We start from the raw sequence: 25,510 nt of genomic DNA on the forward strand, positions 1-25,510 counted from the left end.
CCGCACGCCCCCAACGTTGCGCTCAAAGGGGGTCCGCGTTGCTGCAGAGTTTCTTGCAAAACATCTTAAACGCCCTGCAATGGGGGAGCTTTTACTCCCTTATCGCTCTTGGCTACTGCCTGGTCTACGGCGTTTTGTTACTGATCAACTTCGCCCACGGCGACATCTTCATGGTCGGGGCCTATATCGCCTTTTTCGTCAGCATGGTGCTTTTAGGCAAGTACGGTGCCATGGCCGGCCTGCCGGGCTGGCTGGTGCTGACCCTGGCCGTGCCGCTGACCATGATCCTCACCGCCGTGGTCGGCGTGACCCTTGAGCGCATTGCCTACCGCCCGCTTCGCCGCAAGGGCGTCAACCGCCTCTACGTCGTCATTACGGCGCTCATGTGCGGTTTGATCCTCGAAAACGGCAATCTGGCCCTGCTCGGTGCCAGCCGCAAAAGTTTTCCCACCCTGATCCCGGTCCAGGTCTATACCTTTTTCGGCATCACCGTGACCAACATCAAGCTCATGGTCATTGGTGTGGCCTTTCTGTCCTTCCTGCTGCTCCATTTCATCGTCACCCGGACCAAGATCGGCATGGCCATGCGGGCCATTTCCTACGACCGCTTCGCCGTGCCGCTCATGGGCATCCCGGCGGACACGATCATTGTTTTCACCTTTGTCCTGGGTTCGGGTTTCGCCGGACTGGCCGGGCTTTTTTTCGCCATGACCTATCCGGTCATTGATCCCTACATGGGCGCACTGATCGGCTGGAAGGCCTTTATCGCGGCCGTGGTCGGTGGCATCGGCTCCATTCCCGGGGCCTTTGCCGGTGGTTTTTTACTGGGATTTGTGGAGATTATGGTGGTGGCCTTTTTCCCGTCCACCTTCCGCGATCTGATCGCCTTCTCCATTTTGCTGCTCATCCTGTCCATCCGCCCCACAGGCCTTTTCGGCGTGGCCCGGCGGACAAAAATTTAAGGCCAGACAGGGGGATATCGCATGAAGCGCCTGACTGTTCCCGCCCTGCTGGCCGCCATTTTCGCGGTGCTTTTATGGGCCACCATGACGGGTGTCTTAAACGCCTACTGGCAGTCCGTCATCATGTTCATGGGTGTTAACGTCATCCTGGCCACGAGCCTCAATATCATCAACGGCAACATGGGCGAGTTCTCCTGCGGCCACGCCGGCTTCATGGCCGTCGGGGCCTATGTGTCCTCGCTGCTTTCTGTGGCGCTGTTCGCCAAAAGCGCGGTGTTCGGCGACCCGCTCCTCTCGCCGGATCTGGCCGTATGGCTTTTCCCGCTGGTCCTTTTGGCCGGCTCCCTGGCCGCCTCGGTGGTGGGCCTGCTGGTCGCCATCCCGTCCTTTAAAACCCGGGGCGACTATCTGGCCATCATCACCATTGCCGCCAGCTATATCGTCAAATCCACCATCGAAAACATCGGTGTGATTGGCGGGGCCAGAGGCTTTATGGGCATGACCGGGGTCATGAACGCCATGAACGACACGGCCAAGCTGCCCTGGATTTTGATTTGGGTGTTTCTGGGCACGGTCTTTTCCGTGTGCGTCATCCGCCGCTTCATCTATTCGACCTTTGGCAAGGGCGTGGACGCCATCTGCCAGGACGAGATTGCGGCCGAAATCATGAGCGTGAATACCGACCGGGTCAAACTGGTGGCCTTTATGGTGTCGTGCGGGTTGGCCGGTCTGGCCGGGGGGCTGTTTGCCCACATTCTCGGCTACGTCAATCCGGGCACCTTCACCATCTTAAAATCCACCGAGATCATGGTCATGGTCTATCTTGGCGGCATGGGTTCGCTGTCCGGCTCGGTGCTGGCGGCCATCCTCATGACGCTGCTCATTGAATACCTGCGCGACGCGTTCGGCTTTATCAACACCTTTTTGCACTACATTTCCGTCATCCCCGATTCCTACGAGGTGACGCAAGTCTGGAAGTGGGTGCTTATTCCGCTGCTGCTGGTCCTTTTGATGCAGTTTCGCCCCGAAGGTATCATGGGACGCCGCGAACTGGCCGACGTGTTCCCGGGGCTTCGTAAATTCTACAAGTTCAAGGGGTAGGCCGTGGCGCTTTTGGACGTAAAGGAAATGACCCAGTACTTCGGCGGGCTGTGCGCCGTGTCGGAGTTCTCCGTGTCCCTGGAGCCGGGCCAGATGGTGGCCCTGATCGGTCCCAACGGCGCGGGCAAGACCACGGTATTCAACCTCATCAGCGGCTTTTACAAACCCACCCGCGGCGACATCCTTTTTAAAGGGGAGTCCATCAAGGGCTTGAAACCGCATCAGGTGACCGGGCGCGGCATTGCGCGCACCTTCCAAAACATCCGGCTGTGGTTCGAAATGACGGTGCTGGACAACATCCGCATCGCCCAGCACCACGCCCTGGGCTATGGGCTGTGGGACTGCTTTTTGCGCACGCCGCGCTACATGCAAAGCGAGCGGGCCATCGAGGACCACGCCATGGACGTGCTGACCCGCCTGGGACTGCGCGAGGTGGCCCATGAATATCCCAAGAACCTGCCCTACGGTGTGCAGCGGATGGTGGAGATCGCCCGGGCCTTGTCCATCCGGCCGGCGCTGCTCATGCTCGACGAGCCGGCCGCTGGCCTGAATTCGTCGGACGTGGAGGGGCTTATCAAGCTCATCGGCGACATCCACAAGGACTTTGGCCTCACCGTCTGGATGATCGAACACCAGATGGACGTGGTCATGACGCTGTGTTCGTGGATCAAGGTCATCGATTTCGGGGCCACCATTGCCGAGGGAGGGCCTGCGGCCATCCAGAACAGCCCCGAGGTCATCAAAGCCTACCTGGGAGACGATACAATCTGATGCTGCTCGAAGTAAAAAACCTCCGGGTCAAATACGGCAACATCGAGGCGCTGCATGGCATCTCCTTTCACGTCAATCGTGGGGAGATCGTGGCCCTTATCGGGTCCAACGGCGCAGGCAAGACCACCACGCTGTTATCCATCATGCGTCTGCCGCCGCCCGAAGCCCCCAAAGTGGTGGAAGGCGACATCATCTATGAAGGCAAATCCATCCTCGGCATGGAGCCCCACGATGTGGTGCGCAAGCTCCACATGGATCTCTCCCCCGAGGGCCGGCGGATTTTCGGCAACCTGACCGTCATGGAAAATCTGGTGCTGGCCACCTACGCCCGCAAAGACGGGCAGGAGGTCATCTCCCGCGATCTGGACCGGGTGCTGTCGTTGTTTCCGCGCCTGTCCGAGCGGCGCAAGCAGCGCAGCGAATCGCTCTCGGGCGGCGAGCAGCAGATGCTGGCCGTGGGCCGGGCGATTATGACCGGGTGCGATTTCATCCTGCTGGATGAACCGAGCATGGGGTTGGCCCCGCTTCTGATGTATGAAATGTTTCGCACGCTCAAAAAGCTCAATGAGCTGGGCCTGACGATTTTGCTTATTGAGCAAAACGCCAAGATCGCGCTCAATTTCGCCCACCGGGGCTATGTCCTGGACACCGGGGAGATCAAAACCTCGGGCACGGCTGAGGAACTCAAGCACGATCCCGAAGTGAAAAAGGCCTATCTGGGCGGCTGACGCGCCCTGGATTATGAAAATCCTCGGGTTTTGAAAGCCCCGAGGTATGGAAACACCAAACCGCCGGCCGGGAGTCTTCCCGGCCGGCGGTTTGGTGTTTCCAGGGCGTGGCCGAGACGTGATTCAGGCTTGATCTTCCTGGGGTTGCAGGCCGTCTGTCGTCACACCACCGGCAGGTGGCCTAGCTGTTATTCCGGCTTGGTCCGTGAGCTGTTGCAGGCCGAGTACACGGGCAAGGCCCGGCCCTTGCATGTAACCTTGGACCGCCCCATTTCGTCGGCGAAAATTTCCTGGTTGCGCGCGGCGCAACCCCCCGGACCCGGCATGGCTCTTGCGAGAAAAGGGCAGGGGAGCGATTCGCCCGGCAAAATTTTCCGCCCCCAGGAGGTCTGGGCATGAGCGTCCAATCCATAGGGCAAGATAGCAGCAGCACGAGCTGGCTGACCCAACTCTTAGCCAACATGCAGGCGCAATCCACCACGAGCCAGACAAGCGCGTCCAGCTTGTTCGGTCTCACCGAGGTGGCAAGCGACACGTCGGGCACTGCGGCATCGGCAACTTCTTCCGGGTCAACCAGCAGCGGGTCAAGTGTTGGCAGTTTTAACGACATCCTGGCCGCGCTTCTCTCCGGCAACGGCGCGCTGGGCTACGACATGCAGACCGGGACGCTGACCAACCTGGCTGCCACCGGGGACGCATCGGCGTCAGACACGGTCGCGGATAGCGACGGCCTGACCCGGGAAATGACCGAGACAGAAAATGCCGACGGCAGTCTGTCGCGCTCCGTCACGGTCACCGACGCTGACGGCAACGTGGTCGGTACGGAAAAGACCACGCAAAACGCCGACGGATCGTTTACCTCCGTCGCCACCATGACCGGCCCGGACGGCAAGACCAGCACCCGGACCGTTACTGGCGAAAACACCAGCGATGGTGGGTTTTCGGTGACAAACACCCTGACCGCCGCCGACGGTACTGTCTTGGAGACCGGGACTGAGCTGACCGCCGCCGACGGGTCCGTCACCCGCAGCCTGACCCGCACCACGCCGGACGGGCAAACGCTGTCTGATTCGGAATCCTTTGACGCCGACGGCAATCTCATTTCCAGCACATCCTCTGTCACCGGCACGTCCACGACTGCGTCCGCTTCCGGCACTGCTGCGGCCAGCAGCACGAGTGCGTCGTCTGCTGCCGCGTCCGGCAGTTCCGACAGCAGCTCCTCGTCCTCGGAGGACAGTGACACCACCACCACCGTCACCTCGCTGTTTACGTCCGAAGGCATCACGCAGACCACCACCGTCACCGACGCCGACGGCAAGATCGTCAGCCAGAATACCAAGGAAATCCCGTTTTCCGCCACCGCCGACAGCCAGTCCTACGGGGCCACCCAGGGCAGCCAAGAGGGGTTGACGGGGGTCATTGACCAGTATGCGGCCAATCGGTACGGAACCAGCCGCTATGCTGCCCAACAAGCTTTAAGCGAGTCGTCCGGGCAAAGCAGCAGCGTTTCTGTGGAAGCCTAGCGCGACTTGGTGAGACATGCGATGTTGGCAGAAAGGCGGTCCCTGGACCGCCTTTTCGTTATTTGAGGAGGGCAGACCCGCAGGCGCGGGCGGGACTTGGGTGGTCGATATGTTTTTGTGGCCGAGCATGGGCAGACCCGCAGGCGCGGGCGGGACTGGAGCGCAGTCGGGCCACAGGGCCAAGACCCCGGGCAGGCCGGCAGGCGCGGGCGTGGCCCTGGGGAGGGACGGCCCCCACAAATAATTTTCGTGGTCCCGAGGCCCGACAGGCCCAGGCCTGCCAAAAGGGCAGGGACAGCAGAACGCACAGCCTGTCCGCGTCAAAAGACTGCGGGTGCGGTGGCGCGCTCCGGCGGGGGGCAGCGCCCGCTGCGGCGGCGGGGCAGGGCGGGGCAAAACTATCGGGGAACCTAGAATTTCCCTTTGGCTTTGGCAAAAGCGGTTTTCAGTTCAGCCAGGGCGTGTTCCACGCCCTGGCGCAGTTCGACCAGGGCGTCGCCGCTGCCTTTGCGCAAAAGGGTGACCTTGTACCGAGCTTTGTCATAGGTTTCGAGGAGTTGTTCCAGGTCGCCGGACCAGCGGTCAAAAAAATCCGGGCCTTTGTCCTTGGCCTGCACGCGGGCATCCTCGATTTTGGCCTTGTAGGCAGCGAGCTGCTCTTCCATGCTGACGCCGAAACGATCCTTGTCGCCCATGGTTGCCTCCTCTGGCTGGCTGCCCGATTCTCATAGCCCAGGGATGCCGCCAGGGCAAGTCTTGCCGGTGGGGGGGCATTCGCTTGCTCTTGCCGGGGTGGTTTGCTAATGAGGCTGCATGGAGTGCCTCGATGGGGGTTGGCGACTTGGGGAGAATCCGTTGCCCCCCCACTGGTCAAGGGCCGAAGGCGTTCTTATGTTGTGATGAAAACGAAGTGTCGCACCCTAGCGAGTTTCGAAACTCGGGTGTTGCACGAGAGTTTGCGCCAACGGAATGGTTTGGACAACATTCTTTGTTGAGGAGGAAGACTATGAACGTGCGTTTTCATAAGATTGCCGGGCTGTTGATGGCCTTGTGCATCGCTTTCGCGGCTTTACCGGCCACGTCTCACGCCATAGGCGAGGCTGGCACCTTTTATGTGGCCCCTGAATTCGGCATCTACGGAACAGGCCAGAAGGCCGTCAATTCGATCATGACCTTTGGTGCCAACGGTGGCTATTTCATCATGGACGGCCTGTCCATTGGCGTGGAAGCCTTGGCCTATTCGTTTGATGTGCGCAAGATCGACCGGACTGGACCGGTGACCAACGCCATCTACACCGTGGCCAGCCATGACGGCTATTCGTCCAATCCCTGGGCGTTTGGTGCCAACGCGCTCATCCGCTACTATCCGATCCACACCGACAAGGCGGCCTTTTTCGTCGGCACCGGTATCGGTGGCCTGTTCTCGGCCGACCGCATCCCTTACTGGGAGAACGGCGGACGCGGCAACTACGCCAATCCGACCCTGCCCGTGGATGTCGGCTTCAGCGTCAACCTGACCCAGAACGTGGCGTTTGAACTGGTGGGCCGCTACCAGCGCATCGGCTTTGACAGCCACGGCCTGGACGCCTGGGGTGGTCATGGCGGCATTCGGATCACATTCTAGGCTGACAAGCGTTTTGAATTAGGGTAGAGGGTAAGGCCCTCCCGCCCGCACCGGGTGGGAGGGCCTGTTTTATTCCGAGGCCAAACCCATTGCCGCTTGACATGGCGGGCCAGTGGGTCTATAGGCCTCTGTCTTTGCCATACACTACGATTCTTCGAACGGAGACGGCTATGCCCACGATCAACCAGCTCATCCGCAAGGAACGGGCTAAAGTTTCCAAGCGGCGCAAGACGCCGGCCCTGCAGGCCTGCCCGCAGCGCCGGGGCGTGTGCACCCGCGTGTACACGACCACGCCCAAAAAGCCCAACTCGGCCTTGCGCAAGGTCGCCCGTGTGCGCCTGACCAACGGTATCGAGGTCACGTCCTACATTCCGGGCGAAGGCCACAACCTGCAGGAACACTCTGTGGTCATGATCCGGGGCGGCCGCGTAAAAGACCTTCCCGGTGTTCGGTACCATATCATCCGTGGCACGCTCGATACGTCAGGTGTGTCTGATCGCCGCCAGAGCCGGTCCAAGTACGGCGCCAAGCGGCCCAAGTAATTTCGGTGCAAGGAGACGCGTATGCCGCGTAAAGGTCCAGTTTCCAAAAGGTCTGTGCTGCCTGATCCCAAGTTCGGCAGCCATCTGATGACCAAGTTCATCAATCGGCTCATGCACGATGGGAAGAAAGGCGTGGCCGAAAACCTGTTTTACCTGGCCGTGGACGTGCTGGCCGAGAAGTCCGGCGAAGATCCGCTGAAGGCTTTTGAAAAAGCCATCGGCAACGTCAAGCCGCACATGGAAGTCAAGCCCCGCCGGGTCGGCGGCGCCACCTACCAGGTTCCCATGGAGGTGCGCCCCGAACGCCAGGTTACCCTGGCCCTGCGTTGGCTGATCAATCAGGCCCGGGCCCGCGGCGAAAAGGGCATGGCAGACAAATTGTCGGGCGAGCTTCTGGACGCCTATAATAATCGCGGCGGCGCCGTGAAAAAGAAAGAGGATACGCACCGCATGGCCGACGCTAACAAAGCGTTCGCCCATTACCGGTGGTAGTCGCCTAAAGGATATCGTCGTGTCTCGGACCGTACCCATAGAGCGGCAGCGCAATATCGGCATCATGGCCCATATTGACGCCGGAAAGACGACCACCACGGAACGTATTCTTTTTTACACCGGGGTGTCGCACAAAATTGGCGAAGTGCATGACGGCCAGGCCACCATGGACTGGATGGTTCAGGAACAGGAGCGCGGAATCACGATTACCTCCGCTGCCACCACCTGCTACTGGCGCGATCACCGCATCAACATCATCGACACGCCCGGCCACGTGGATTTTACCATCGAGGTCGAGCGTTCCCTGCGCGTGCTCGACGGCGCTGTTGCCGTCTTTGACGCCGTTGCCGGCGTGGAGCCGCAGACAGAAACGGTCTGGCGGCAGGCCGAGCGGTATCGCGTTCCCCGCATGAGCTTCGTCAACAAGATGGACCGCACCGGCGCTGATTTCTTCCGCTGTGTGGACATGATCCGCGATCGCCTGGGCGCCAAGCCCGTGCCGTTGCAGCTCCCCATCGGTTCCGAAGACAACTTCCTGGGCGTGGTCGATATGATCGAGGGCAAGGCCCTGATCTTTGACGATGCCACCCAGGGCAAGGAATACGTCACCGGCGATATCCCCGAGAACATGCTGGAGCTCTACGAAGAGTGGCGCCTGCAGATGCTTGAGGCCATTGCCGAAGAAGACGAAGTCCTGATGGAAAAATATCTCGCCGGGGAAGAACTGACCCCTGCCGAGATCAGAGCCGGTATCCGCAAGGCTACCATCGCCCTGTCCATCTGCCCGGTGCTGTGCGGTTCTGCTTTTAAGAACAAAGGCGTGCAGCCCCTGCTTGACGCCGTGGTCGATTTCCTGCCCTGTCCCATCGACATCCCGGCCATGTCGGGTCACGATCCGGACGACAAGGAAAAGATCATCGAGTGCCCGTGCGATGCCAAGCAGCCCCTGGCTGCCCTGGCCTTTAAGCTGATGAGCGATCCGTTTATCGGGCACCTGACCTTTTTGCGCCTGTATTCCGGTACCATTGAGTCCGGCATGACCGTTCTCAATGCCAATACCGGCAAGAGAGAGCGGGTGGGTCGTCTGCTCAAGATGCACGCCAACAAGCGTGAAGATATAAAGAGCGCTGAAGCCGGCGACATCGTGGCCGCTGTGGGCATGAAGATCACCTCCACTGGTGACACCTTGTGCTCGGAAAGCCGCCCCATTGCGCTGGAGTCCTTGGATATCCCCGAGCCGGTCATCGAAGTCGCCATTGAGCCCAAAACCAAGGCCGACCGTGATGCCCTGTCCCAGGCGCTGGGCAAGCTGACCAAGGAAGATCCGTCTTTCCGCGTCAAAACCGACGAGGAATCCGGCCAGACGCTTATCTCCGGCATGGGTGAACTCCATCTGGAAATCATCGTCGACCGGCTGATGCGCGAATTCGGCGTCAATGCCAACGTCGGCCAGCCCCAGGTCGCCTATCGTGAGACCATCACGAAGCCGATCAAAAACGATCTGCGCTACGTCAAGCAGACCGGTGGTCGCGGCCAGTACGGCCATGTCGTTCTCGAAATCGAGCCCAAAGAAGACGGCGGGTACGAATTCGTCAACGCAATCTCCGGCGGTATCATTCCCAAGGAATACATCCCGGCTGTCGACAAGGGCATTCAGAATGCTCTCAAAGGCGGCGTGATCGCCGGATTTCCCCTGGTGGATATCCGGGTCAAGCTGGTCTTCGGTTCCTTCCACGAAGTGGACTCGTCGGAACAGGCGTTTTTCATCTGCGGCTCCCAGTGTTTCAAGGAAGCCGTCAGCAAGGCCTCGCCTGTCCTTTTGGAGCCGATCATGGCGGTCGAAGTGGTCACACCGGACGAATACATGGGTGACATCATGGGCGATTTGAACGGCCGTCGCGGCCGCATCGCACGCATGGAGTCGCGGGGAACAGCGCAGGTCATAACGGCCCACGTGCCCCTGTCCGCCATGTTTGGCTACGCCACGGATTTGCGTTCCAAATCCCAGGGCCGCGCCACGTTCACCATGATCTTTGACCACTATGAAAAGGTTCCGGCCAGTCTGGCCGAAGAGATAATGAAGAAGAAATAACGCCCGCGAGCGTTTCGGGCGAGGAAGCCACAACGAAGACCCGCAAGCGCGGAAGAGCCAGGGGGATCCTATGGGCAAGGCGAAATTTGAACGCACCAAGCCGCACGTCAATATCGGCACCATCGGTCACATTGACCACGGCAAGACCACGCTGACCGCCGCGATCACGCGTCTGGCCAGCATGAAGGGTTTTGGCGACTACATTCCCTTCGACCAGATCGACAAGGCGCCTGAAGAAAAGGAACGCGGCATCACCATCGCCACGGCCCACGTCGAATACCAGACCGACAAACGGCACTACGCCCACGTCGACTGCCCTGGTCACGCCGACTACATCAAGAACATGATCACCGGCGCGGCCCAGATGGACGGTGGTATCATCGTCGTCGCCGCCACCGACGGCCCCATGCCCCAGACCCGTGAGCACATCCTGCTCGCCCGTCAGGTCGGCGTGCCCCAGCTGGTGGTCTTTATGAACAAGGTTGACCTTGTTGACGACCCGGAGCTGCTGGAACTGGTCGAACTGGAAGTGCGCGAGCTGCTCTCCAAGTACGGCTTTGCCGGCGACGACATCCCGGTCATCCAGGGTTCGGCTCTTAAGGCTCTGGAAGCGGCCGACATCAACAGCCCCGACGCCGCTCCGATCTTTGCCCTGCTTGACGCCTGCGACAGCTTTATTCCTGAGCCCAAGCGCGACATCGACAAGCCGTTTTTGATGCCCATTGAAGACGTGTTCTCCATCTCCGGTCGCGGCACTGTCGTTACCGGTCGTATCGAGCGCGGCATCGTCACCATCGGTGACGAAGTGGCCATCATCGGCATCAAGGACACGGTCAAGACGACTTGCACCGGTGTCGAGATGTTCCGTAAAATCCTCGATCAGGGTCAGGCTGGCGACAACGTCGGCGTGCTCCTGCGCGGCGTCAAACGCGACGATGTCGAGCGCGGTCAGGTTCTGGCCAAGCCCGGCTCCATCACGCCGCATCGCAAGTTCAAGGGCGAAGTCTATGTCCTGAACAAGGAAGAGGGCGGACGTCATACCCCGTTCTTCACTGGTTATCGTCCCCAGTTCTACTTCCGTACCACGGACATCACCGGCGTGGTCACCCTCAATGAGGGCGTGGAAATGGTTATGCCGGGCGACAACGCCACCTTCAACGTGGAACTGATTCACCCCATCGCCATGGAAAAGGGTCTGCGCTTCGCCATTCGCGAAGGCGGCCGTACCGTCGGCGCGGGTGTCGTGTCGGAGATTGTGGAGTAATATCATGGTTTCCATGCAAAATGATCGTATTCGTATCAAACTGAAGGCCTACGACTACCGCATCCTGGACAAAGCGGTGGCCGAGATCGTGGATACTGCCCGCAACACCGGGGCCGGCGTAGCCGGTCCCATCCCGTTGCCCACGGACATCCACAAGGTCACGGTCAACCGCTCGGTACACGTGGACAAAAAGTCCCGTGAACAGTTCGAGATGCGGGTTCACAAACGTCTCCTGGACATTATGGAGCCCACGCAGCAAACCGTGGATGCGCTCGGGAAACTGAGCCTTCCTGCCGGTGTTGACGTGGAAATTAAGCTCTAAGGAAGGGTTGGCATGGCTGCCACGCTTGGAATTCTCGGCCGGAAACTGGGCATGACCCGGATTTTCGGCGACGACGGCTCAATCATTCCGGTCACCGTAATCGAGGCCGGACCCTGCCCCGTCACCCAGGTCAAGAACCTGGAAAAAGACGGGTACAACGCCATGCAGATCGGGTTCGACGAGATCCCGGAACGCAAGGTCAACAAGCCCATGAAGGGCCACTTGGAAAAGGCCGCTCGCGGTTTCTTCCGGGTGCTCAAGGAAATCCGCCTGGACGGCCCGGCTCCGTTCGAGCAGGGGATGGACGTGACGGTCGATATCTTCGCCCCGGGCGAAATCGTCAAAGTCACCGGCACCTCCATCGGCAAGGGCTTTGCCGGCGTTATGAAACGCTGGAACTTCTCGGGTCTCAAAAAGACCCACGGAACGGAAAAGGCCCATCGCTCCGGCGGTTCCATCGGTCACAACACCGAGCCGGGCAAGGTCATGAAGGGCAAGAAGATGGCCGGCCACATGGGTGCGCGCACGGTTACCGTGCCGAGCCTGATGGTGGTCGACGTGCGCCCCGAAATGAATCTGATCCTGGTCAAGGGTCAGGTACCCGGCCCGCGCAATGGCGTGGTCGTGGTCCGCAAGCAGGGATAACGGGGTAAGCCATGGCAAATGTGAAATTATTCAACCAGAGTTACCAGGAAATCGGCACGGTCGATCTGGCACCCGAGGTTTTTGAGGTCGAGGTTCAGCCGGAGCTGTTGCACCTGGTGGTGCGTGCTCAGCTGGCTGCCAAGCGGGCCGGAACGCACTCCGTCAAGACCCGCGCCTATGTCCGCGGCGGTGGCCGCAAGCCCTGGCGCCAGAAGGGCACCGGCCGGGCCCGCGCCGGCTCCACCCGTTCGCCCCTGTGGCGCGGCGGTGCGGTGGTCCACGGACCCCAGCCCCGCGACTACACCTTCAAGGTCAATCGCAAGGTGCGCCAGTTGGCCCTGCGCATGGCCCTGTCGGCCAAGGTCGAAGAGGATCAGCTGGTTTTGGTGGACGGGTTTCATCTCCCCGAGATCAAGACCAAGCACATGATCAAGATCGTTTCCGATTTCGGTTGGAAAAAAGCCTTGATTGTCCTTACCGATTCGGATAACAATCTCGAGCTTTCCGCCAGGAATATTCCCGGCATCAAGGTCGTGCGCCAAGATATGCTCAACGTGTACGACGTGCTGTTGCACGAACACGTTGTCATGCTGCAGGGCACAGCGCTCAAGGTTCAGGAGAGGCTTGGTCATGGAATACGCTAACATCCTGCTTCGGCCGGTAATTTCTGAAAAGGCCACGATGGTCAAGGACGCCAACAATCAGGTGGTGTTCATTGTTCATCCCGATGCCAACAAGATTGAGATCGCCAAGGCCGTGGAAAAGGCGTTTTCGGTGACGGTGACCGGCGTGCGCGTTGTGAAGCGCCGCAGCCTTGCCCGCTCCCGTATGGGCCGTGTAACCGGGCGCATCGCCGGCTACAAGAAAGCCTATGTGACCCTGGCCCAGGGCGAAAAAATAGAGTTCTTCGAAGGGGTTTAGACATGTCAATCCGCAAGCTTAAGCCCACGTCGGCCGGCCGCCGGTTTCAGACGGTCTCCACCTTCGAGGAGATCACCCGTACCGAGCCCGAGAAGTCCCTTTGCGAGGGCCTGCCGCACAAGTCTGGCCGTAACTGTTACGGTCGGATCACCTCCCGCCGTCGTGGCGGCGGCAACAAGCGCCTGTACCGCATCATTGACTTCAAGCGCGACAAGTTTGGCGTTCCGGCCACGATCTTCTCTGTGGAGTATGACCCCAACCGTAGCGCGCGTATTGCACTTTTGCATTACGCTGATGGTGAGAAGCGTTACATTTTGGCGCCGGTTGGGATTAAGGTCGGGGATATGATCGCTGCCGGTGACGGCGCGGACATCAAACCCGGCAATGCCCTGCAGCTCAAAAAGATTCCGGTTGGTACGCTTTTGCACAACATTGAGCTCAATCCCGGACGCGGCGGTCAGCTGTGCCGGGCTGCCGGAACCTACGCCCAGTTGGTGGCCAAGGAAGGCAAGTACGCGCTGCTTCGTCTGCCCTCGGGCGAAGTCCGCAATGTGCTGGCTTCCTGCCTCGCCACGGTGGGCCAGGTCGGCAACGTGATGCACGAGAACATCTCCATCGGCAAGGCCGGGCGCAACCGCTGGCTTGGCAACCGCCCCAAGGTTCGCGGCGTGGCCATGAACCCGGTCGACCATCCCCTCGGCGGCGGCGAGGGCAAGAGCTCTGGCGGACGCCACCCGGTCACCCCGTGGGGCAAACCGACCAAGGGCTACAAGACCCGCAACAAGAAAAAGCCCTCGTCCAAGCTTATCGTCAAGCGGCGCGGACAAAAGTAAGAGGAAACGCCTATGCCTCGGTCGCTCAAAAAAGGTCCGTTCGTGGACGATCACCTGGAGAAGAAGGTCGCCTACGCCCTGGAGAACAAAGATCGGCGCGTGATCAAAACCTGGTCCCGTCGGTCCATGATCCTGCCTGAGATGGTGGGACTGACGTTCGCCGTGCATAACGGGAAGAAGTTCATTCCGGTTTTTGTTTCCGAGAACATGGTCGGCCACAAACTCGGCGAGTTTGCCCCCACGCGGACCTTCCACGGCCATGCCGCGGACAAGAAAAGCAAAGTGAAAAAGTAGTCGGGGAGCGTACCCCGTCGGGACAAAACCATGGAAGCAAAAGCCATCGCCAGATACATCCGCGTGTCGCCCCAAAAGGCGCGGCTCGTCGCAGCCAATATCCTCGGCCGTCCGGTCGAGGAGGCCATGAACATACTGAAGTTCACCCCGAAAAAGTCTGCCAAGATCATTGGCAAAGTATTGCACTCGGCCGTGGCCAACGCCGAACAGATCTCCGGGGTGGATATCGACAACCTTACGGTCAAGCAGGTGATCGTCAATCCCGGGCCGACCGCGAAGCGGATCATGACCCGCTCCATGGGTCGCGCCTTTCGGATCGTCAAGCGCACGAGCCATATCACCGTCGTTGTGGCCGAGAATTAGGAGCGACAGATGGGACAGAAAGTACATCCCTACGGATTCCGCCTCGGATACAACAAAACTTGGCTCTCCCGCTGGTTTTCCAAGAAGGACTATCCTGCGTTTGTCTTCGAGGACAGCAATATCCGTAAGTTCGTCAAAAAGACCTTGTACCACGCCGGGATCTCGAAAATCGAGATCGAGCGGGCTGGGGGCAAGATCCGGTTGATCATCCACACTGCCCGGCCCGGCATCGTTATCGGCCGCAAGGGCACGGAAATTGAAAAGGTTCGCAGCGACCTTAAGCAGCGTTTCGGTCGGGAGTTCACGGTGGAGGTCAATGAAATCCGCCGTCCTGAGATCGATTCCCAGCTGGTTGCTGAGAATATCGCGCTGCAGCTCGAACGCCGCGTGGCCTTCCGCCGGGCCATGAAGCGCACCGTCGGCCTGTCCCGCAAGTTCGGAGCCGAAGGCATCAAGGTTTCCTGCGCCGGCCGCCTGGCCGGAGCGGAAATCGCCCGCTCCGAGTGGTACCGCGACGGACGGGTGCCCTTGCAGACCCTGCGCGCCGACATTGACTACGGCTACGCCATCGCCAAGACCACCTACGGCGTCATCGGGGTCAAGGTCTGGATTTTCAAAGGCGAGATTTTGGACCATGAGGTGGAAGCGTAATGTTGGCTCCCAAAAAAACCAAATTCCGAAAGATGCAAAAGGGCCGCTTGCGCGGTCCGGCCATTCGTGGCGCCAGCATCGACTTCGGTGAAATCGGCATCAAGGCGATGGAGCACGGCAAGCTCACCAGCCAGCAGATTGAAGCCGCCCGTATCGCTATTATGCGGCACATCAAGCGCGGCGGTAAAGTCTGGATCCGGGTTTTCCCGGACCGTGTGCGCACGGAAAAGCCGGCTGAAGTCCGTCAGGGCAAAGGCAAGGGCTCTCCGGTGGGCTGGTTTGCTCCGGTCAAGCCTGGTCGCGTGCTCTATGAAATCAAGGGCGTTGATCTTGAAACAGCCAAGGTTGCCCTGACCCGGGCCCAGCACAAGCTGCCCATTAAGACCAAGATCGTGGTCAGGGAGGGTTTCTAAGATGAAGTCCGCTGAACTGCGTGCTCTTGATGGCGAGGCCCTGTCGAAAAAGCTTGGCGAGACCCGCGAGGAACTCTTCAAGCTGCGTTTCCAGCACGCCACGGCCCAGCTGGAAAAAACGCACCGTTTGCGTCAGGTCCGCAAGGACATTGCCCGCATCCTGACGGTGCAAAACGAAAAGAAGCGCCAAGGCTAATCGGGGATCACCATGGAAGAACATAAAAGCAACCGCCGGGTGCTGACCGGCGTCGTGGTCTCCGACAAGGCCGACAAGACTATCGTGGTCATGGTCGAGACCCTGGTGAAGCATCCGTTGTACAAAAAGTACATCCGTCGCCGCAACAAGTTCATGGCCCATGATCCGCAAAACGATTGCGGCATCGGCGATACCGTGAGCATCATCGAGCATCGGCCGCTGTCCGCCCGTAAGCGGTGGCATCTTGAAAAAATCATGGAAAAAGCGGTCTAGGAGCTCGACATGATTCAGGTTGAATCCAATCTCGATGTGGCGGACAATTCCGGCGCGAAACGAGTGTGCTGCATCAAGGTGCTCGGTGGCTCGCGCCGTCGGTACGCTTCGGTGGGCGACATCATCGTCGTGTCGGTAAAGGACGCCCTGCCCAATTCCAAAGTGAAGAAGGGCGCGGTGATGAAGGCCGTGGTTGTTCGGACCAAAAAGGAAGTCGGCCGGGCCGACGGTTCCTATATCAAGTTCGACTCCAATTCCGCCGTGCTTCTGTCCGCCCAGCTCGAACCCATCGGTACCCGTATTTTTGGACCGGTGGCTCGCGAACTGCGCCAGAAGAACTTCATGAAAATCGTGTCGCTGGCTCCCGAAGTCCTCTAGGGCTTCAGCTCCCGCACATTGAGGACGACATGAAAACCTATCGGATTCGCAAAGACGACAAGGTGATGGTCACCGCCGGCAAGGACAAGGGCAAAGTGGGCAAGATCTTAAAGATTCTGCCCAAGCGTAATGCCGTGCTGGTGGAAAAGGTGAATATGGTCAAGCGCCACACCAAGGCCAATCCCTACGCCAAGACCCCTGGCGGCATCATTGAAAAGGAAGCGCCCCTGGATATCTCCAACGTGGCCCTTCTGTGCGATGGTTGCGCCAAGCCGGCCAAGGTCGGCTACAAATACACCGCTGACGGCACCAAGGTGCGCTTCTGCAAGAAGTGCAACCACGAAATCGCCTAGCGTCAAAAGGAAACGGTATGACCCGCCTGGAACAAATCTATGCCGAGAAGGTAGCCCCGGATCTGAAAAAGGAATTCGGGTACACCTCCAGCATGCAAATCCCCCGGCTTTCCTTTGTCTCGCTCAATATGGGTTTGGGCGAAGCGAGCAATAACAACAAGCTCATCGAGGAAGCCGTGGTCGAGCTGACTGCCATCGCTGGACAGAAGGCCGTGATCACACGGGCCCGCAAGTCCATCGCGGCTTTTAAGCTCCGGGAGGGCATGCCGGTGGGGTGCCGTGTGACCCTTCGCCGGGAGCGGATGTGGGATTTTCTGGACAAACTCATTAATTTTGCCCTGCCTCGGGTTCGGGACTTTCGCGGCGTGCCTGACCGCGGGTTCGACGGACGCGGCAACTTCACCCTCGGTATCCGGGAGCACAGCATTTTTCCGGAAATCAACGTGGATCGCGTCGAACACGTCAAGGGCATGAACGTCACCATCGTCACAACGGCCGGTGCCGACAAGGAGGGCAAAATGATGCTCGACCTGCTCGGAATGCCGTTTAAAAAGTAAGGAGGCGGCCGTGGCCCGTAAATCTTTGATGGTGAAAGCCAGCCGCAAACCAAAGTTCTCTACCCGGGGTTATAATCGTTGCCCCATTTGCGGTCGTCCCAGGGCGTTTCTTCGCAAGTTCGGCGTGTGCCGTATTTGCTTTCGTAACATGTCGCTGACCGGCGAAATGCCCGGCGTGCGCAAGTCGAGCTGGTAGCAAGGAGCAGGACGCCATGTCGGTGACCGATCCCATTTCCGATATGTTGACCCGCATTCGCAATGCCCATCGGGCCCTGCACGCGGATCTTTCGTTGCCCACCTCCAAACTCAAGTCTGCCATTGCCGGCATCTTGAAGGACGAGGGTTACATCGGCGAATACGCCGTTGACGGAGCAGCGCTGACCATCAACCTCAAATACCAGGGCGGGAAACCGCTCATTTCGGGGCTCAAAAGGGTGAGCAAGCCCGGACGGCGCGTGTACGTGCCGGCCGAGGCCATCCCCAAGGTCCAAAACGGCCTGGGCATCAGCATCCTGTCTACTTCCCGGGGTATCCTGGAAGGAGCCAAGGCCCGCGAGCTCAATGTTGGCGGCGAGCTCCTGTGCGAAATCTGGTAAGAAGACCCATCGCGGAGAAGATGTCATGTCCAGGATAGGAAAACGCGAAATCGAGTTGCCCGCCGGCGTGTCCGTCGAGTTGGCGGCCGAGGCGGTGACGGTCAAAGGCCCCAAGGGGCAGTTGACCACACCGACTCATCCCAAGATCACCTATGCCGTGGCCGACGGCAAGGTGCAGGTTGCCCGGGTTGATGATACCCGGATTGCCCGCGCCCAACACGGTCTGCGCCGCACGCTGCTGGCCAACCTCGTCGAGGGTGTCAGCAAAGGGTTTTCCAAGACCCTTGAAGTGATCGGCGTTGGCTACAAGGTCGCAACCACTGGTTCTTCGGTGTCGCTGGCCGTCGGGTTTTCCCACTCGGTGGATTTCAAGCTTCCCGAAGGCATTGAAGCCAAGGTCGAGGGCAGCAAGCTGACCCTCACCGGCATCGACAAAGTGCTCTTGGGCGAAACCGCCGCCCGCATCCGTCGTGTCCGGCCGCCCGAGCCCTTTAAAGGCAAGGGTATCAAGTACGAAAACGAAGTCATTCGTCGCAAGGCCGGTAAATCCGGCGGCAAGAAATAGGGGCTTGACAGTATGAAGATGACCAAGACCCTGGCGCGAGCGCGCCGGAAAGTCCGCATCCGCAAAAAGCTGGCCGGCACCGCCGAACGTCCCAGGCTTGTGGTGTACCGGTCCAACCGGCACATCTACGCCCAGGTCATCGACGATCTCACCGGACAGACCCTGGCGTCCTCCTCCAGCCTGACCCTTTCCCGGGCCGGTGCTTCGGTTAAAGCCGACAAGGAAGCCGCAACGCTGGTCGGCAAGGATTTGGCAGCCAAGGTGCTTGAACGCAACATCCAGGCCGTGGTTTTTGATCGTAACGGTTACATTTACCACGGTAGGGTTCAGGCCCTGGCCGACGGAGCGCGGGATGGCGGCCTCAAATTCTAAACGCGGGAAGGAAGACGGCATGGACCAACAGACCGATCTGTCACAGATCGAAAAGATCGTGTACCTCAATCGCGTCGCCAAGGTTGTCAAGGGTGGACGTCGGTTCAGCTTCAGCGCCTTGGTTGTCGTCGGCGACGGCAAGGGCTCTGTGGGCTACGGCCTGGGCAAGGCCAACGAAGTTCCGGAAGCCATCCGCAAGGCTACGGAACAGGCCCGCAAGGCCATGATCCGTATTCCGCTTCTCGACGGCACCCTGCCGTATGAGATTCTCGGACGGTTTGGAGCCGGTCGCGTCATGCTCAAGCCCGCTTCCAAAGGTACCGGCATCATCGCCGGCGGCCCGGTGCGCGCCATCATGGAAGCCTGCGGCGTCCATGACATCCTGACCAAGGCCATTGGCACCAACAACCCGCACAACGTTTTGCGCGCCACCATGGACGGCCTGGCCTCGCTGCGCAGCGCCGACTCCGTCAGCGCCATGCGCGGCAAGGCGCTTTCCACGCCGCGCAAATAAGGATGCATGCCATGGCTACCATCACAGTCAAACTGACCAGAAGCCGCTACGGCAATACGCCCAAGCAGCGTGGCACCCTGGCTTCTTTGGGCCTGAAAAAAATTCGGCAGGAACGTTCCTTCGAGAAAACCGACACCGTCGTCGGCATGATCGCGAAGGTCAAGCATCTCGTTGAGGTGACCGAGTCATGAAGCTCCACGAGCTCTACCCCTTTCCCGAGGAACGGACTGCCCGCAAGCGCCTGGGCCGTGGCCGGGCGTCCGGCTGGGGCTGCACTGCCGGTCGCGGCAACAAGGGCCAGAATTCTCGCGCCGGTGCCAAGCACCGCGCCTGGTTCGAAGGCGGCCAGATGCCTATTGCCCGCCGTCTGCCCAAACGCGGCTTTAAAAATTACCCCTTCCGGGTCATTTTCCAGCCGATCAACCTGGACCGTCTGATGGCTTCTTTTGAAAGCATGGATACCATCACCCTCGATGACATCTATGGTCGCGGTCTGGCTCCGGCCGGTTCCCTGGTCAAGATCTTAAGCGAAGGCGAAGTTTCCGGTGCCGTCACTGTGGAAGCCCATAAGTTCAGCGCCAAGGCTGCTGCCAAAATCACTGCCGCCGGCGGCAAGGTCATTGCTCTGGGCTCTCCCGAAGCGCTGGCCGAAACCCCTACTGAATAAACGGAAGTTGCTGTGGCCCTTACCGGAGTCGAGAATCTGGCCCGTCTGCCGGAGCTGAAAAAAAAGCTCCTTTGGACTTTCCTGCTTGTGGCCGTTTACCGCATCGGCGTGCACGTGCCTGTGCCCGGCGTGGATTCGGCCGCCCTGGCCGATTTCTTCGAAAGCGCTAAAAATACCCTTTTTGGCCTGTTCGACATGTTCTCCGGCGGAGGGCTGCGCAACCTTTCCATCTTCGCCCTGGGGATCATGCCCTACATCTCGGCCTCCATCATTATCCAGCTCTTAACGGTGGTAAGCCCGGAGCTGTCCAAGATGCAGAAAGAGGGTGGCGCGGCCGGGAAGAAAAAGATCACCCAATATACGCGTTACGGCACAGTGCTGATCACCGTCATCCAGGGGTTTGGCATTGCTGTCGGCCTGGAGAGCATGGCCAGCCCCACGGGTGCCCCGGTGGTGCTCATGGCTGGCTGGGCTTTCCGGCTTATGACCATCATAACGCTGACTGCCGGCACCGTGTTTCTCATGTGGCTGGGCGAGCAGATGACGGAGCGTGGCATCGGCAACGGTATTTCGCTCATCATCTATTCCGGCATTGTGGCCGGCCTGCCTCGGGCGGTGCTGTCCACCTTTGCCCTGATCAAAGCCGGTGAACTTTCGCCGTTTGTGCTCATCCTGATCATTGCCCTGATGCTTGCTGTGCTGGTGGCCATTGTTTTTATGGAACGCGGGCAGCGGCGTATTCCCATCCAATACGCCAAACGGATGGTTGGCCGCAAAATGTATGGCGGCCAGACCACCCATTTGCCCTTGCGCGTCAATACTGCCGGAGTCATTCCGCCCATTTTTGCCTCTTCGATCCTGCTTTTCCCGGCCACTTTGGGCGAATTCTCCAGTGTGCCATGGCTTAAGACTGTGGCCGCGCTTTTTAGTCCGCAGACCATGACGTACAATGTCATCTTTGTGGCCTTGATTGTTTTCTTCTGCTACTTCTATACGGCCATTATCTTTGATCCGGCTGATATAGCTGAAAATATTCGTAAGCAGGGTGGCTTTATCCCGGGCATTCGGCCTGGGGCCAAGACCAAGGAATACATCGACAAGGTGCTTGTGCGCATCACCCTTTGGGGGTCGATGTACATTTCCATAGTCTGCGTGTTGCCCATGTTGCTCATCCAACAGTTCAACGTGCCCTTTTATTTTGGTGGCACGTCATTGCTGATTGTCGTGGGCGTGGCGATGGATTTCATGTCCCAGATTGAGTCGTATCTTATCTCCCGTCAGTATGAAGGTCTCATGCAGAAGGGGAGAATCAAGGGCAGGCAGTAGGCTTGAAAAAGGTCAGGGGGATTTACCTCAAAAACGACCTCGAGCTTGCGGCTATGCGGGAAGCCTGCCGCCTTGTGGCAGTTATTCTTCGCGAGTTGTCGCAAGCTGTCGAACCAGGCGTTAAGACCATGTTTTTCGAGGAATTGGCCCTGAAACGGTGTGCTGACTTCAAGGTGAAACCGGCATTTCTGGGTATGTACGGATTTCCGTTTGCCCTGTGCTGTTCGGTCAATGAAGAGGTTGTGCACGGTTTTCCTTCCGAGCGAACGCTCACGGAAGGGGATATAGTGAGTTTTGACATGGGTGTGGTGTATGACGGCTTCTATGGGGACGCCGCCACGACGGTGCCGGTGGGAACGATAGACGGCACGACCGCAGCCCTTTTGCAGGTCACCCAGGAATCGTTGGCCAAGGGCATCGCCGAGGCAAAAGCCGGCAATGACCTCTATGACATTTCGCGGGCCGTGCAAAAACATGTTGAAGGCCATGGCCTAAGTGTAGTAAGACGGTTCGTTGGTCACGGCATTGGGAGAAAGCTCCACGAAAAGCCCGAAATACCGAATTTCGAGCCCAAGGAAGCTCCCCGCATCCCGCTGCTCCCGGGAATGGTGCTCGCCATCGAACCCATGGTGACGGCGGGAGGCCCCGACGTCGAGGTGCTGTCCGATAATTGGACAGCCGTGACCAAGGATCGCAGCCTGTCCGCGCATTTTGAACATACGGTGGCTGTGACCAAAAACGGTCCTCGGATTTTAAGCCTGGCTGAATGACGCGACCGGTGCCCCGGCGGCACTGGTCGTTTCCGTCGCCAGGAGACGGAGAGACGGCATGAAAGTGAGACCTTCAGTGAAAAGACTTTGTCCCAAGTGCAAAATCATCCGGCGTCATGGCGTACTGCGGGTGATCTGCGACAACCCCCGGCACAAGCAGCGTCAGGGATAACGGAGGATCGTCGTGGCCAGAATCGCAGGAGTCGACCTTCCCAAGAACAAGCGGATGGACATCGCGCTGACCTACATCTTTGGTATCGGCCGTACTACGGCCCTTCGCATCCTTGAGGCTTCCGGCGTGGAGTGGACCAAAAACTCCGACGCCCTGTCCTCTGAGGAAACGAATACCATCCGCAAGGAAATCGAAGCAAACCACAAGGTCGAAGGCGATCTGCGTCGTGAAATCACGGCCAGCATCAAGCGCCTTATGGATATCGGCTGCTATCGTGGACTTCGTCACCGTCGCGGGCTTCCTTGCCGCGGTCAGCGCACCCACACCAATTCGCGTACCCGTAAGGGACCGCGTCGTGGTGTGATGGCCAAGAAGAAGAAGTAACCTTCCGCTGGTGCCTTGTGCGCCACGGACAACACGGCAACTTGCCCGCAAAGGGCTTTCTGGAGATACGCGTATGGCGAAACCGCGCCGCACCGGCAAAAAGGAACGCAAGAACATTCCCGTGGGCGTTGCCCACATTCAGGCCACGTTCAACAATACCATCGTGACCTTCACCGATCAGAAGGGCAACGTGGTCAGCTGGGCCACCTCCGGTGGGGCAGGCTTTAAGGGGTCGCGCAAGTCCACCCCGTTTGCTGCCCAGGTCGCCGCCGAGAACGCCGCGCGCAAGGCTCAGGAAAACGGCATGCGCACTGTGGGCGTTCTGGTCAAAGGGCCCGGCTCCGGCCGGGAGGCCGCCATGCGCGCCATCCATAACGCTGGTTTCAAAATCAGCTTTATCCGCGACATCACGCCCATCCCGCACAACGGCTGCCGCCCCCCCAAACGGCGTCGTGTCTAAGTTGGGACGCAAGGCCGGCGGCATGGGCCGCCTGACGGCATAGCGGTATTTTACGACCAGGCCTCTGCCGAGGCCTGGATCACTATTCGATCCCACCTGCGGCAAAGGCCGGCAGAGGATCGGACACCCGCAGGGAACACACCCACGGACTCGACCGGTTGCCCTGCGGAGCATCGAGGAGGAACGACCTTGGCACGTTATACTGAAGCGAAATGCCGGATTTGCCGCCGGGAAGGGGCCAAGCTGTTTTTGAAGGGCGATCGCTGCTACACCGATAAGTGCGCCTACGAGCGCCGCCCCTACGCCCCTGGCCAGCATGGCCGCATCCGCAAAAAAATGAGTGATTACGCGGTCCAGCTTCGCGAGAAGCAGAAGACCCGTAAAATGTACGGCATTCTGGAACAGCAGTTCCGCGACTACTTCCAGCGCGCCGATATGCAAAAGGGCGTCACTGGTGAAAACCTGCTGTCCGCTCTGGAACGCCGCCTGGACAACACGATTTACCGCCTGGGCTTCGCCACGTCGCGCAGCCAGGCCCGGCAACTCGTGCGTCACGGCCTTTTCACCCTCAATGCCCGCCGCGTGAACATCCCCTCGCTGCAGGTCCGAGTCGGTGACGTCATCGAAGTTCGCGAGCGCAATCGCCAGTCCCCCATCATCCAGGAAGCGCAGCAGGTTATCGCCCGGCGCGGTTGCCCGGCCTGGTTGGAAGTGGAAGGCGAGAAACTCAAAGGCAAGGTCATCGCGCTGCCCACCCGCGAGGATGTGCAGTTCCCGATCAACGAGCAGCTCATTGTCGAGCTTTACTCCAAGTAATCGGCAAAGACCCTTTGCCTAAGGTGACGCCATGTTGACTCGTAACGGCCAAAGGCTCATCAACTCCCGCAACTGGACCGAACTGGTGAAGCCCGAAGTCCTCGAACGGGATGCGGTCTCCACCAATATGTTCGGACGGTTCGTGTGCGAGCCCCTGGAACGCGGGTTCGGCACGACGCTCGGCAATGCCTTGCGGCGTGTCCTCCTGTCTTCCCTGCAGGGCGCGGCCATCGTCGCCGCCCGGATTGAGGGTGTACAGCACGAATTCTCCACTATTCCAGGAGTCATTGAGGATGTGACCGAGATCATCCTCAACCTCAAGCAGGTCCGGTTGGCCATGGCCACCGACGAGCCCCAGCGGCTTACCCTGCTCGCCAAGGAAAAGGGTGAAGTTCGGGCCAGCGCCATCCAGGGGAATCAAAACGTCTCCGTGTTAAGCGAAGACGTTTTGATTGCCACCCTTTCCGAAGACCGCGATTTTCGCATCGATCTCGAAGTGCGTATGGGCAAGGGCTATGTCACGGCCGATATGCACGAAGGGCTCGAATCAGAAATCGGCCTGATTCTCCTTGACGCCAGCTTCTCGCCTGTCAAAAAGGTGGCCTACACCATTGAACAGGCTCGTGTCGGTCAGATGACCAACTACGACAAGCTCGTCATGGAAGTCACCACAGACGGCTCTATTGCCCCTGAGGATGCCATTTCCTACAGCGCCAAGATCCTCAAGGATCAGCTCACGGTCTTCATCAATTTTGACGAAAAGGAATCCGAGGCGGAAAAAAATCGGCGTCGCGACGACATCGAGCTTAATCCCAGCCTCTTTAAGAACATTGATGAACTCGAGCTTTCCGTTCGCGCCACCAACTGCCTCAAATCGGCCAACATCCAGTCTGTTGGCGAGTTGATGCAGAAAACCGAACACGAGATGCTTAAAACCAAGAACTTCGGCAAGAAATCCCTTGAAGAGATTCGCCGGGTCCTGGAAGATATGGGTCTTGAATTCGGAATGCGCATCGATAACTTCGAGCAAAAATACCAGGAATGGCTGAAGAGGAAGCAGGCCGATGAGACATAAAAAATCCGGACGCAAACTTGGCAGGACCGCCTCGCACCGCAAGGCCCTGATGCGCAATATGGCCCGTTCGTTGCTGATCCACGAGCGCATCCGCACCACGGAACACAAAGCCAAAGAACTGCGCGGCGTTGTGGAAAACCTTGTCACCCTGGCCCAGACCGACAGCGTCCACGCCCGTCGCATGGCCTACAAGGTTTTGGAAAACCACCAGCTGGTGGCCCGCCTGTTCAACGAAATCGGTCCCCGTTTTCAGGGACAGCCCGGCGGATTCACCCGCGTGGTCAAGATGGGTTTGCCCCGGGCCGGCGATTGCGCTCCCATGGCCATCATCGAATTGACCAAGCTCAATGGTGAGGCTCCTGCGCCTTCGGTCAAGGAAGTCGCTCCACAGGAAGCTGCCGCTAACGCCTAAGCAACAGCGTTTCAAAGCAGGGCCATTTTGGCCCTGCTTTTTTTTGTCTTCTTCAATTTATTCTATCAATCAGGTGCATAGAC

The 25,510-nt window shown here is 59.2% G+C and carries 40 protein-coding genes; 39 read left to right on the forward strand and 1 reads right to left on the reverse strand.

Annotation, left to right across the window (positions count from 1 at the left end; translation table 11 throughout):
- Positions 1-38: 38 nt before the first annotated feature.
- The 5 genes from GTA51_RS00685 (at position 39) to GTA51_RS00705 (ending at position 5,085) form a co-directional block, all read left to right on the forward strand.
- Positions 39-962 (forward strand): branched-chain amino acid ABC transporter permease, encoded by a 924-nt coding sequence (locus GTA51_RS00685; RefSeq protein ID WP_160957843.1) that lies wholly within the window; start codon positions 39-41, stop codon positions 960-962.
- 21 nt (positions 963-983) lie between these two features.
- Positions 984-2,063, forward strand: coding sequence for a branched-chain amino acid ABC transporter permease (locus GTA51_RS00690; protein ID WP_160957845.1), 1,080 nt, complete (start codon positions 984-986; stop codon positions 2,061-2,063).
- A gap of 3 nt (positions 2,064-2,066) precedes the next feature.
- Positions 2,067-2,834, forward strand: coding sequence for an ATP-binding cassette domain-containing protein (locus GTA51_RS00695; protein WP_160957847.1), 768 nt, complete (start codon positions 2,067-2,069; stop codon positions 2,832-2,834).
- Positions 2,834-3,562: an ABC transporter ATP-binding protein gene (locus GTA51_RS00700; protein WP_160957848.1), complete on the forward strand. Its 729-nt coding sequence runs from the start codon at positions 2,834-2,836 to the stop codon at positions 3,560-3,562. The genes GTA51_RS00695 and GTA51_RS00700 overlap by 1 nt, the downstream gene beginning before the upstream one ends.
- A gap of 395 nt (positions 3,563-3,957) precedes the next feature.
- The gene (locus GTA51_RS00705; protein ID WP_160957850.1) at positions 3,958-5,085 is read left to right on the forward strand and encodes a hypothetical protein; all 1,128 of its coding nucleotides are present in this window, start codon (positions 3,958-3,960) and stop codon (positions 5,083-5,085) included.
- Between the two features lie 410 nt (positions 5,086-5,495).
- Here the strand turns inward: GTA51_RS00705 and GTA51_RS00710 are convergent, their stop codons facing one another.
- Positions 5,496-5,780, reverse strand: a complete 285-nt coding sequence (locus GTA51_RS00710) for a sll1863 family stress response protein (protein ID WP_160957851.1) — start codon at positions 5,778-5,780, stop codon at positions 5,496-5,498.
- A 311-nt stretch (positions 5,781-6,091) separates the two neighbouring features.
- On the opposite strand from GTA51_RS00710, the gene GTA51_RS00715 reads away from it, so the two are divergent.
- The 34 genes from GTA51_RS00715 (at position 6,092) to rplQ (ending at position 25,427) form a co-directional block, all read left to right on the forward strand.
- Positions 6,092-6,709 (forward strand): hypothetical protein, encoded by a 618-nt coding sequence (locus tag GTA51_RS00715; protein ID WP_160957853.1) that lies wholly within the window; start codon positions 6,092-6,094, stop codon positions 6,707-6,709.
- Positions 6,710-6,879: 170 nt separating this feature from the next.
- Positions 6,880-7,251: a 30S ribosomal protein S12 gene (gene rpsL, locus GTA51_RS00720; protein ID WP_006918780.1), complete on the forward strand. Its 372-nt coding sequence runs from the start codon at positions 6,880-6,882 to the stop codon at positions 7,249-7,251.
- Positions 7,252-7,272: 21 nt separating this feature from the next.
- Positions 7,273-7,743, forward strand: a complete 471-nt coding sequence (rpsG, locus tag GTA51_RS00725) for a 30S ribosomal protein S7 (RefSeq protein WP_160957854.1) — start codon at positions 7,273-7,275, stop codon at positions 7,741-7,743.
- Between the two features lie 19 nt (positions 7,744-7,762).
- Positions 7,763-9,835: an elongation factor G gene (gene fusA / locus GTA51_RS00730; RefSeq protein WP_160957856.1), complete on the forward strand. Its 2,073-nt coding sequence runs from the start codon at positions 7,763-7,765 to the stop codon at positions 9,833-9,835.
- 70 nt (positions 9,836-9,905) lie between these two features.
- Positions 9,906-11,099, forward strand: a complete 1,194-nt coding sequence (gene tuf, locus GTA51_RS00735) for an elongation factor Tu (RefSeq protein ID WP_160957857.1) — start codon at positions 9,906-9,908, stop codon at positions 11,097-11,099.
- A gap of 4 nt (positions 11,100-11,103) precedes the next feature.
- Complete coding sequence (gene rpsJ / locus GTA51_RS00740; RefSeq protein WP_006920465.1) at positions 11,104-11,421, forward strand: 30S ribosomal protein S10; 318 nt, start codon at positions 11,104-11,106, stop codon at positions 11,419-11,421.
- A 12-nt stretch (positions 11,422-11,433) separates the two neighbouring features.
- Positions 11,434-12,066 (forward strand): 50S ribosomal protein L3, encoded by a 633-nt coding sequence (gene rplC, locus GTA51_RS00745; RefSeq protein WP_160957859.1) that lies wholly within the window; start codon positions 11,434-11,436, stop codon positions 12,064-12,066.
- Positions 12,067-12,077: 11 nt separating this feature from the next.
- Positions 12,078-12,710: a 50S ribosomal protein L4 gene (gene rplD, locus GTA51_RS00750; RefSeq protein ID WP_160957860.1), complete on the forward strand. Its 633-nt coding sequence runs from the start codon at positions 12,078-12,080 to the stop codon at positions 12,708-12,710.
- On the forward strand, positions 12,697-12,987 hold the full coding sequence (gene rplW / locus GTA51_RS00755) for a 50S ribosomal protein L23 (RefSeq protein WP_160957862.1): 291 nt from the start codon (positions 12,697-12,699) through the stop codon (positions 12,985-12,987). The genes rplD and rplW overlap by 14 nt, the downstream gene beginning before the upstream one ends.
- A 2-nt stretch (positions 12,988-12,989) precedes the next feature.
- Positions 12,990-13,820 (forward strand): 50S ribosomal protein L2, encoded by an 831-nt coding sequence (rplB, locus tag GTA51_RS00760; RefSeq protein ID WP_160957863.1) that lies wholly within the window; start codon positions 12,990-12,992, stop codon positions 13,818-13,820.
- Between the two features lie 12 nt (positions 13,821-13,832).
- Entirely contained in the window at positions 13,833-14,114 is a 282-nt protein-coding gene (gene rpsS / locus GTA51_RS00765; RefSeq protein WP_006920471.1) for a 30S ribosomal protein S19, read from the forward strand.
- Between the two features lie 30 nt (positions 14,115-14,144).
- Entirely contained in the window at positions 14,145-14,477 is a 333-nt protein-coding gene (gene rplV, locus GTA51_RS00770; RefSeq protein ID WP_160957865.1) for a 50S ribosomal protein L22, read from the forward strand.
- 9 nt (positions 14,478-14,486) lie between these two features.
- Complete coding sequence (rpsC, locus tag GTA51_RS00775) at positions 14,487-15,128, forward strand: 30S ribosomal protein S3 (protein WP_160957866.1); 642 nt, start codon at positions 14,487-14,489, stop codon at positions 15,126-15,128.
- Complete coding sequence (rplP, locus tag GTA51_RS00780; RefSeq protein ID WP_160957868.1) at positions 15,128-15,541, forward strand: 50S ribosomal protein L16; 414 nt, start codon at positions 15,128-15,130, stop codon at positions 15,539-15,541. The genes rpsC and rplP overlap by 1 nt, the downstream gene beginning before the upstream one ends.
- A 1-nt stretch (position 15,542) precedes the next feature.
- Positions 15,543-15,737, forward strand: coding sequence for a 50S ribosomal protein L29 (rpmC, locus tag GTA51_RS00785; RefSeq protein ID WP_160957870.1), 195 nt, complete (start codon positions 15,543-15,545; stop codon positions 15,735-15,737).
- Between the two features lie 12 nt (positions 15,738-15,749).
- Positions 15,750-16,010, forward strand: a complete 261-nt coding sequence (gene rpsQ / locus GTA51_RS00790; RefSeq protein ID WP_160957871.1) for a 30S ribosomal protein S17 — start codon at positions 15,750-15,752, stop codon at positions 16,008-16,010.
- Positions 16,011-16,019: 9 nt separating this feature from the next.
- Positions 16,020-16,388 carry a 50S ribosomal protein L14 gene (gene rplN / locus GTA51_RS00795; protein ID WP_160957873.1) on the forward strand — a complete coding sequence of 123 codons (369 nt, stop codon included), beginning with the start codon at positions 16,020-16,022 and terminating at the stop codon, positions 16,386-16,388.
- Positions 16,389-16,417: 29 nt separating this feature from the next.
- A complete protein-coding gene (gene rplX / locus GTA51_RS00800; protein ID WP_160957875.1) occupies positions 16,418-16,741 on the forward strand; it encodes a 50S ribosomal protein L24 in 324 nt (107 codons plus the stop codon).
- Positions 16,742-16,758: 17 nt separating this feature from the next.
- Positions 16,759-17,298, forward strand: a complete 540-nt coding sequence (gene rplE / locus GTA51_RS00805) for a 50S ribosomal protein L5 (RefSeq protein ID WP_043633123.1) — start codon at positions 16,759-16,761, stop codon at positions 17,296-17,298.
- A gap of 10 nt (positions 17,299-17,308) precedes the next feature.
- Positions 17,309-17,494 (forward strand): type Z 30S ribosomal protein S14, encoded by a 186-nt coding sequence (locus GTA51_RS00810; RefSeq protein ID WP_075354031.1) that lies wholly within the window; start codon positions 17,309-17,311, stop codon positions 17,492-17,494.
- A 16-nt stretch (positions 17,495-17,510) separates the two neighbouring features.
- Entirely contained in the window at positions 17,511-17,894 is a 384-nt protein-coding gene (gene rpsH / locus GTA51_RS00815) for a 30S ribosomal protein S8 (RefSeq protein WP_160957877.1), read from the forward strand.
- A 25-nt stretch (positions 17,895-17,919) separates the two neighbouring features.
- Entirely contained in the window at positions 17,920-18,459 is a 540-nt protein-coding gene (gene rplF, locus GTA51_RS00820; RefSeq protein ID WP_160957878.1) for a 50S ribosomal protein L6, read from the forward strand.
- Between the two features lie 12 nt (positions 18,460-18,471).
- The gene (gene rplR, locus GTA51_RS00825) at positions 18,472-18,831 is read left to right on the forward strand and encodes a 50S ribosomal protein L18 (RefSeq protein WP_160957880.1); all 360 of its coding nucleotides are present in this window, start codon (positions 18,472-18,474) and stop codon (positions 18,829-18,831) included.
- 19 nt (positions 18,832-18,850) lie between these two features.
- Positions 18,851-19,345 (forward strand): 30S ribosomal protein S5, encoded by a 495-nt coding sequence (gene rpsE / locus GTA51_RS00830; protein WP_160957881.1) that lies wholly within the window; start codon positions 18,851-18,853, stop codon positions 19,343-19,345.
- A gap of 11 nt (positions 19,346-19,356) precedes the next feature.
- Entirely contained in the window at positions 19,357-19,536 is a 180-nt protein-coding gene (gene rpmD, locus GTA51_RS00835) for a 50S ribosomal protein L30 (protein WP_043633136.1), read from the forward strand.
- Positions 19,533-20,012 carry a 50S ribosomal protein L15 gene (gene rplO / locus GTA51_RS00840; RefSeq protein ID WP_160957883.1) on the forward strand — a complete coding sequence of 160 codons (480 nt, stop codon included), beginning with the start codon at positions 19,533-19,535 and terminating at the stop codon, positions 20,010-20,012. Before rpmD ends, rplO begins: the two co-directional genes overlap by 4 nt.
- A gap of 12 nt (positions 20,013-20,024) precedes the next feature.
- Complete coding sequence (gene secY, locus GTA51_RS00845; RefSeq protein ID WP_160957884.1) at positions 20,025-21,338, forward strand: preprotein translocase subunit SecY; 1,314 nt, start codon at positions 20,025-20,027, stop codon at positions 21,336-21,338.
- A gap of 2 nt (positions 21,339-21,340) precedes the next feature.
- Positions 21,341-22,108, forward strand: coding sequence for a type I methionyl aminopeptidase (gene map / locus GTA51_RS00850; protein WP_160957886.1), 768 nt, complete (start codon positions 21,341-21,343; stop codon positions 22,106-22,108).
- A gap of 58 nt (positions 22,109-22,166) precedes the next feature.
- Positions 22,167-22,280 (forward strand): 50S ribosomal protein L36, encoded by a 114-nt coding sequence (gene rpmJ / locus GTA51_RS00855; RefSeq protein ID WP_160957887.1) that lies wholly within the window; start codon positions 22,167-22,169, stop codon positions 22,278-22,280.
- A gap of 12 nt (positions 22,281-22,292) precedes the next feature.
- Positions 22,293-22,664 carry a 30S ribosomal protein S13 gene (rpsM, locus tag GTA51_RS00860; protein ID WP_160957889.1) on the forward strand — a complete coding sequence of 124 codons (372 nt, stop codon included), beginning with the start codon at positions 22,293-22,295 and terminating at the stop codon, positions 22,662-22,664.
- 73 nt (positions 22,665-22,737) lie between these two features.
- On the forward strand, positions 22,738-23,124 hold the full coding sequence (rpsK, locus tag GTA51_RS00865) for a 30S ribosomal protein S11 (protein WP_024825658.1): 387 nt from the start codon (positions 22,738-22,740) through the stop codon (positions 23,122-23,124).
- 189 nt (positions 23,125-23,313) lie between these two features.
- The gene (gene rpsD / locus GTA51_RS00870) at positions 23,314-23,940 is read left to right on the forward strand and encodes a 30S ribosomal protein S4 (RefSeq protein ID WP_160957890.1); all 627 of its coding nucleotides are present in this window, start codon (positions 23,314-23,316) and stop codon (positions 23,938-23,940) included.
- Positions 23,941-23,971: 31 nt separating this feature from the next.
- Entirely contained in the window at positions 23,972-25,015 is a 1,044-nt protein-coding gene (locus GTA51_RS00875) for a DNA-directed RNA polymerase subunit alpha (protein ID WP_160957892.1), read from the forward strand.
- Positions 25,005-25,427: a 50S ribosomal protein L17 gene (rplQ, locus tag GTA51_RS00880; protein ID WP_160957893.1), complete on the forward strand. Its 423-nt coding sequence runs from the start codon at positions 25,005-25,007 to the stop codon at positions 25,425-25,427. Before GTA51_RS00875 ends, rplQ begins: the two co-directional genes overlap by 11 nt.
- Positions 25,428-25,510 lie beyond the last annotated feature (83 nt).

Source organism: Solidesulfovibrio aerotolerans (genome assembly GCF_009856865.1).
In the GTDB taxonomy this organism is placed as follows: domain Bacteria; phylum Desulfobacterota; class Desulfovibrionia; order Desulfovibrionales; family Desulfovibrionaceae; genus Solidesulfovibrio; species Solidesulfovibrio aerotolerans.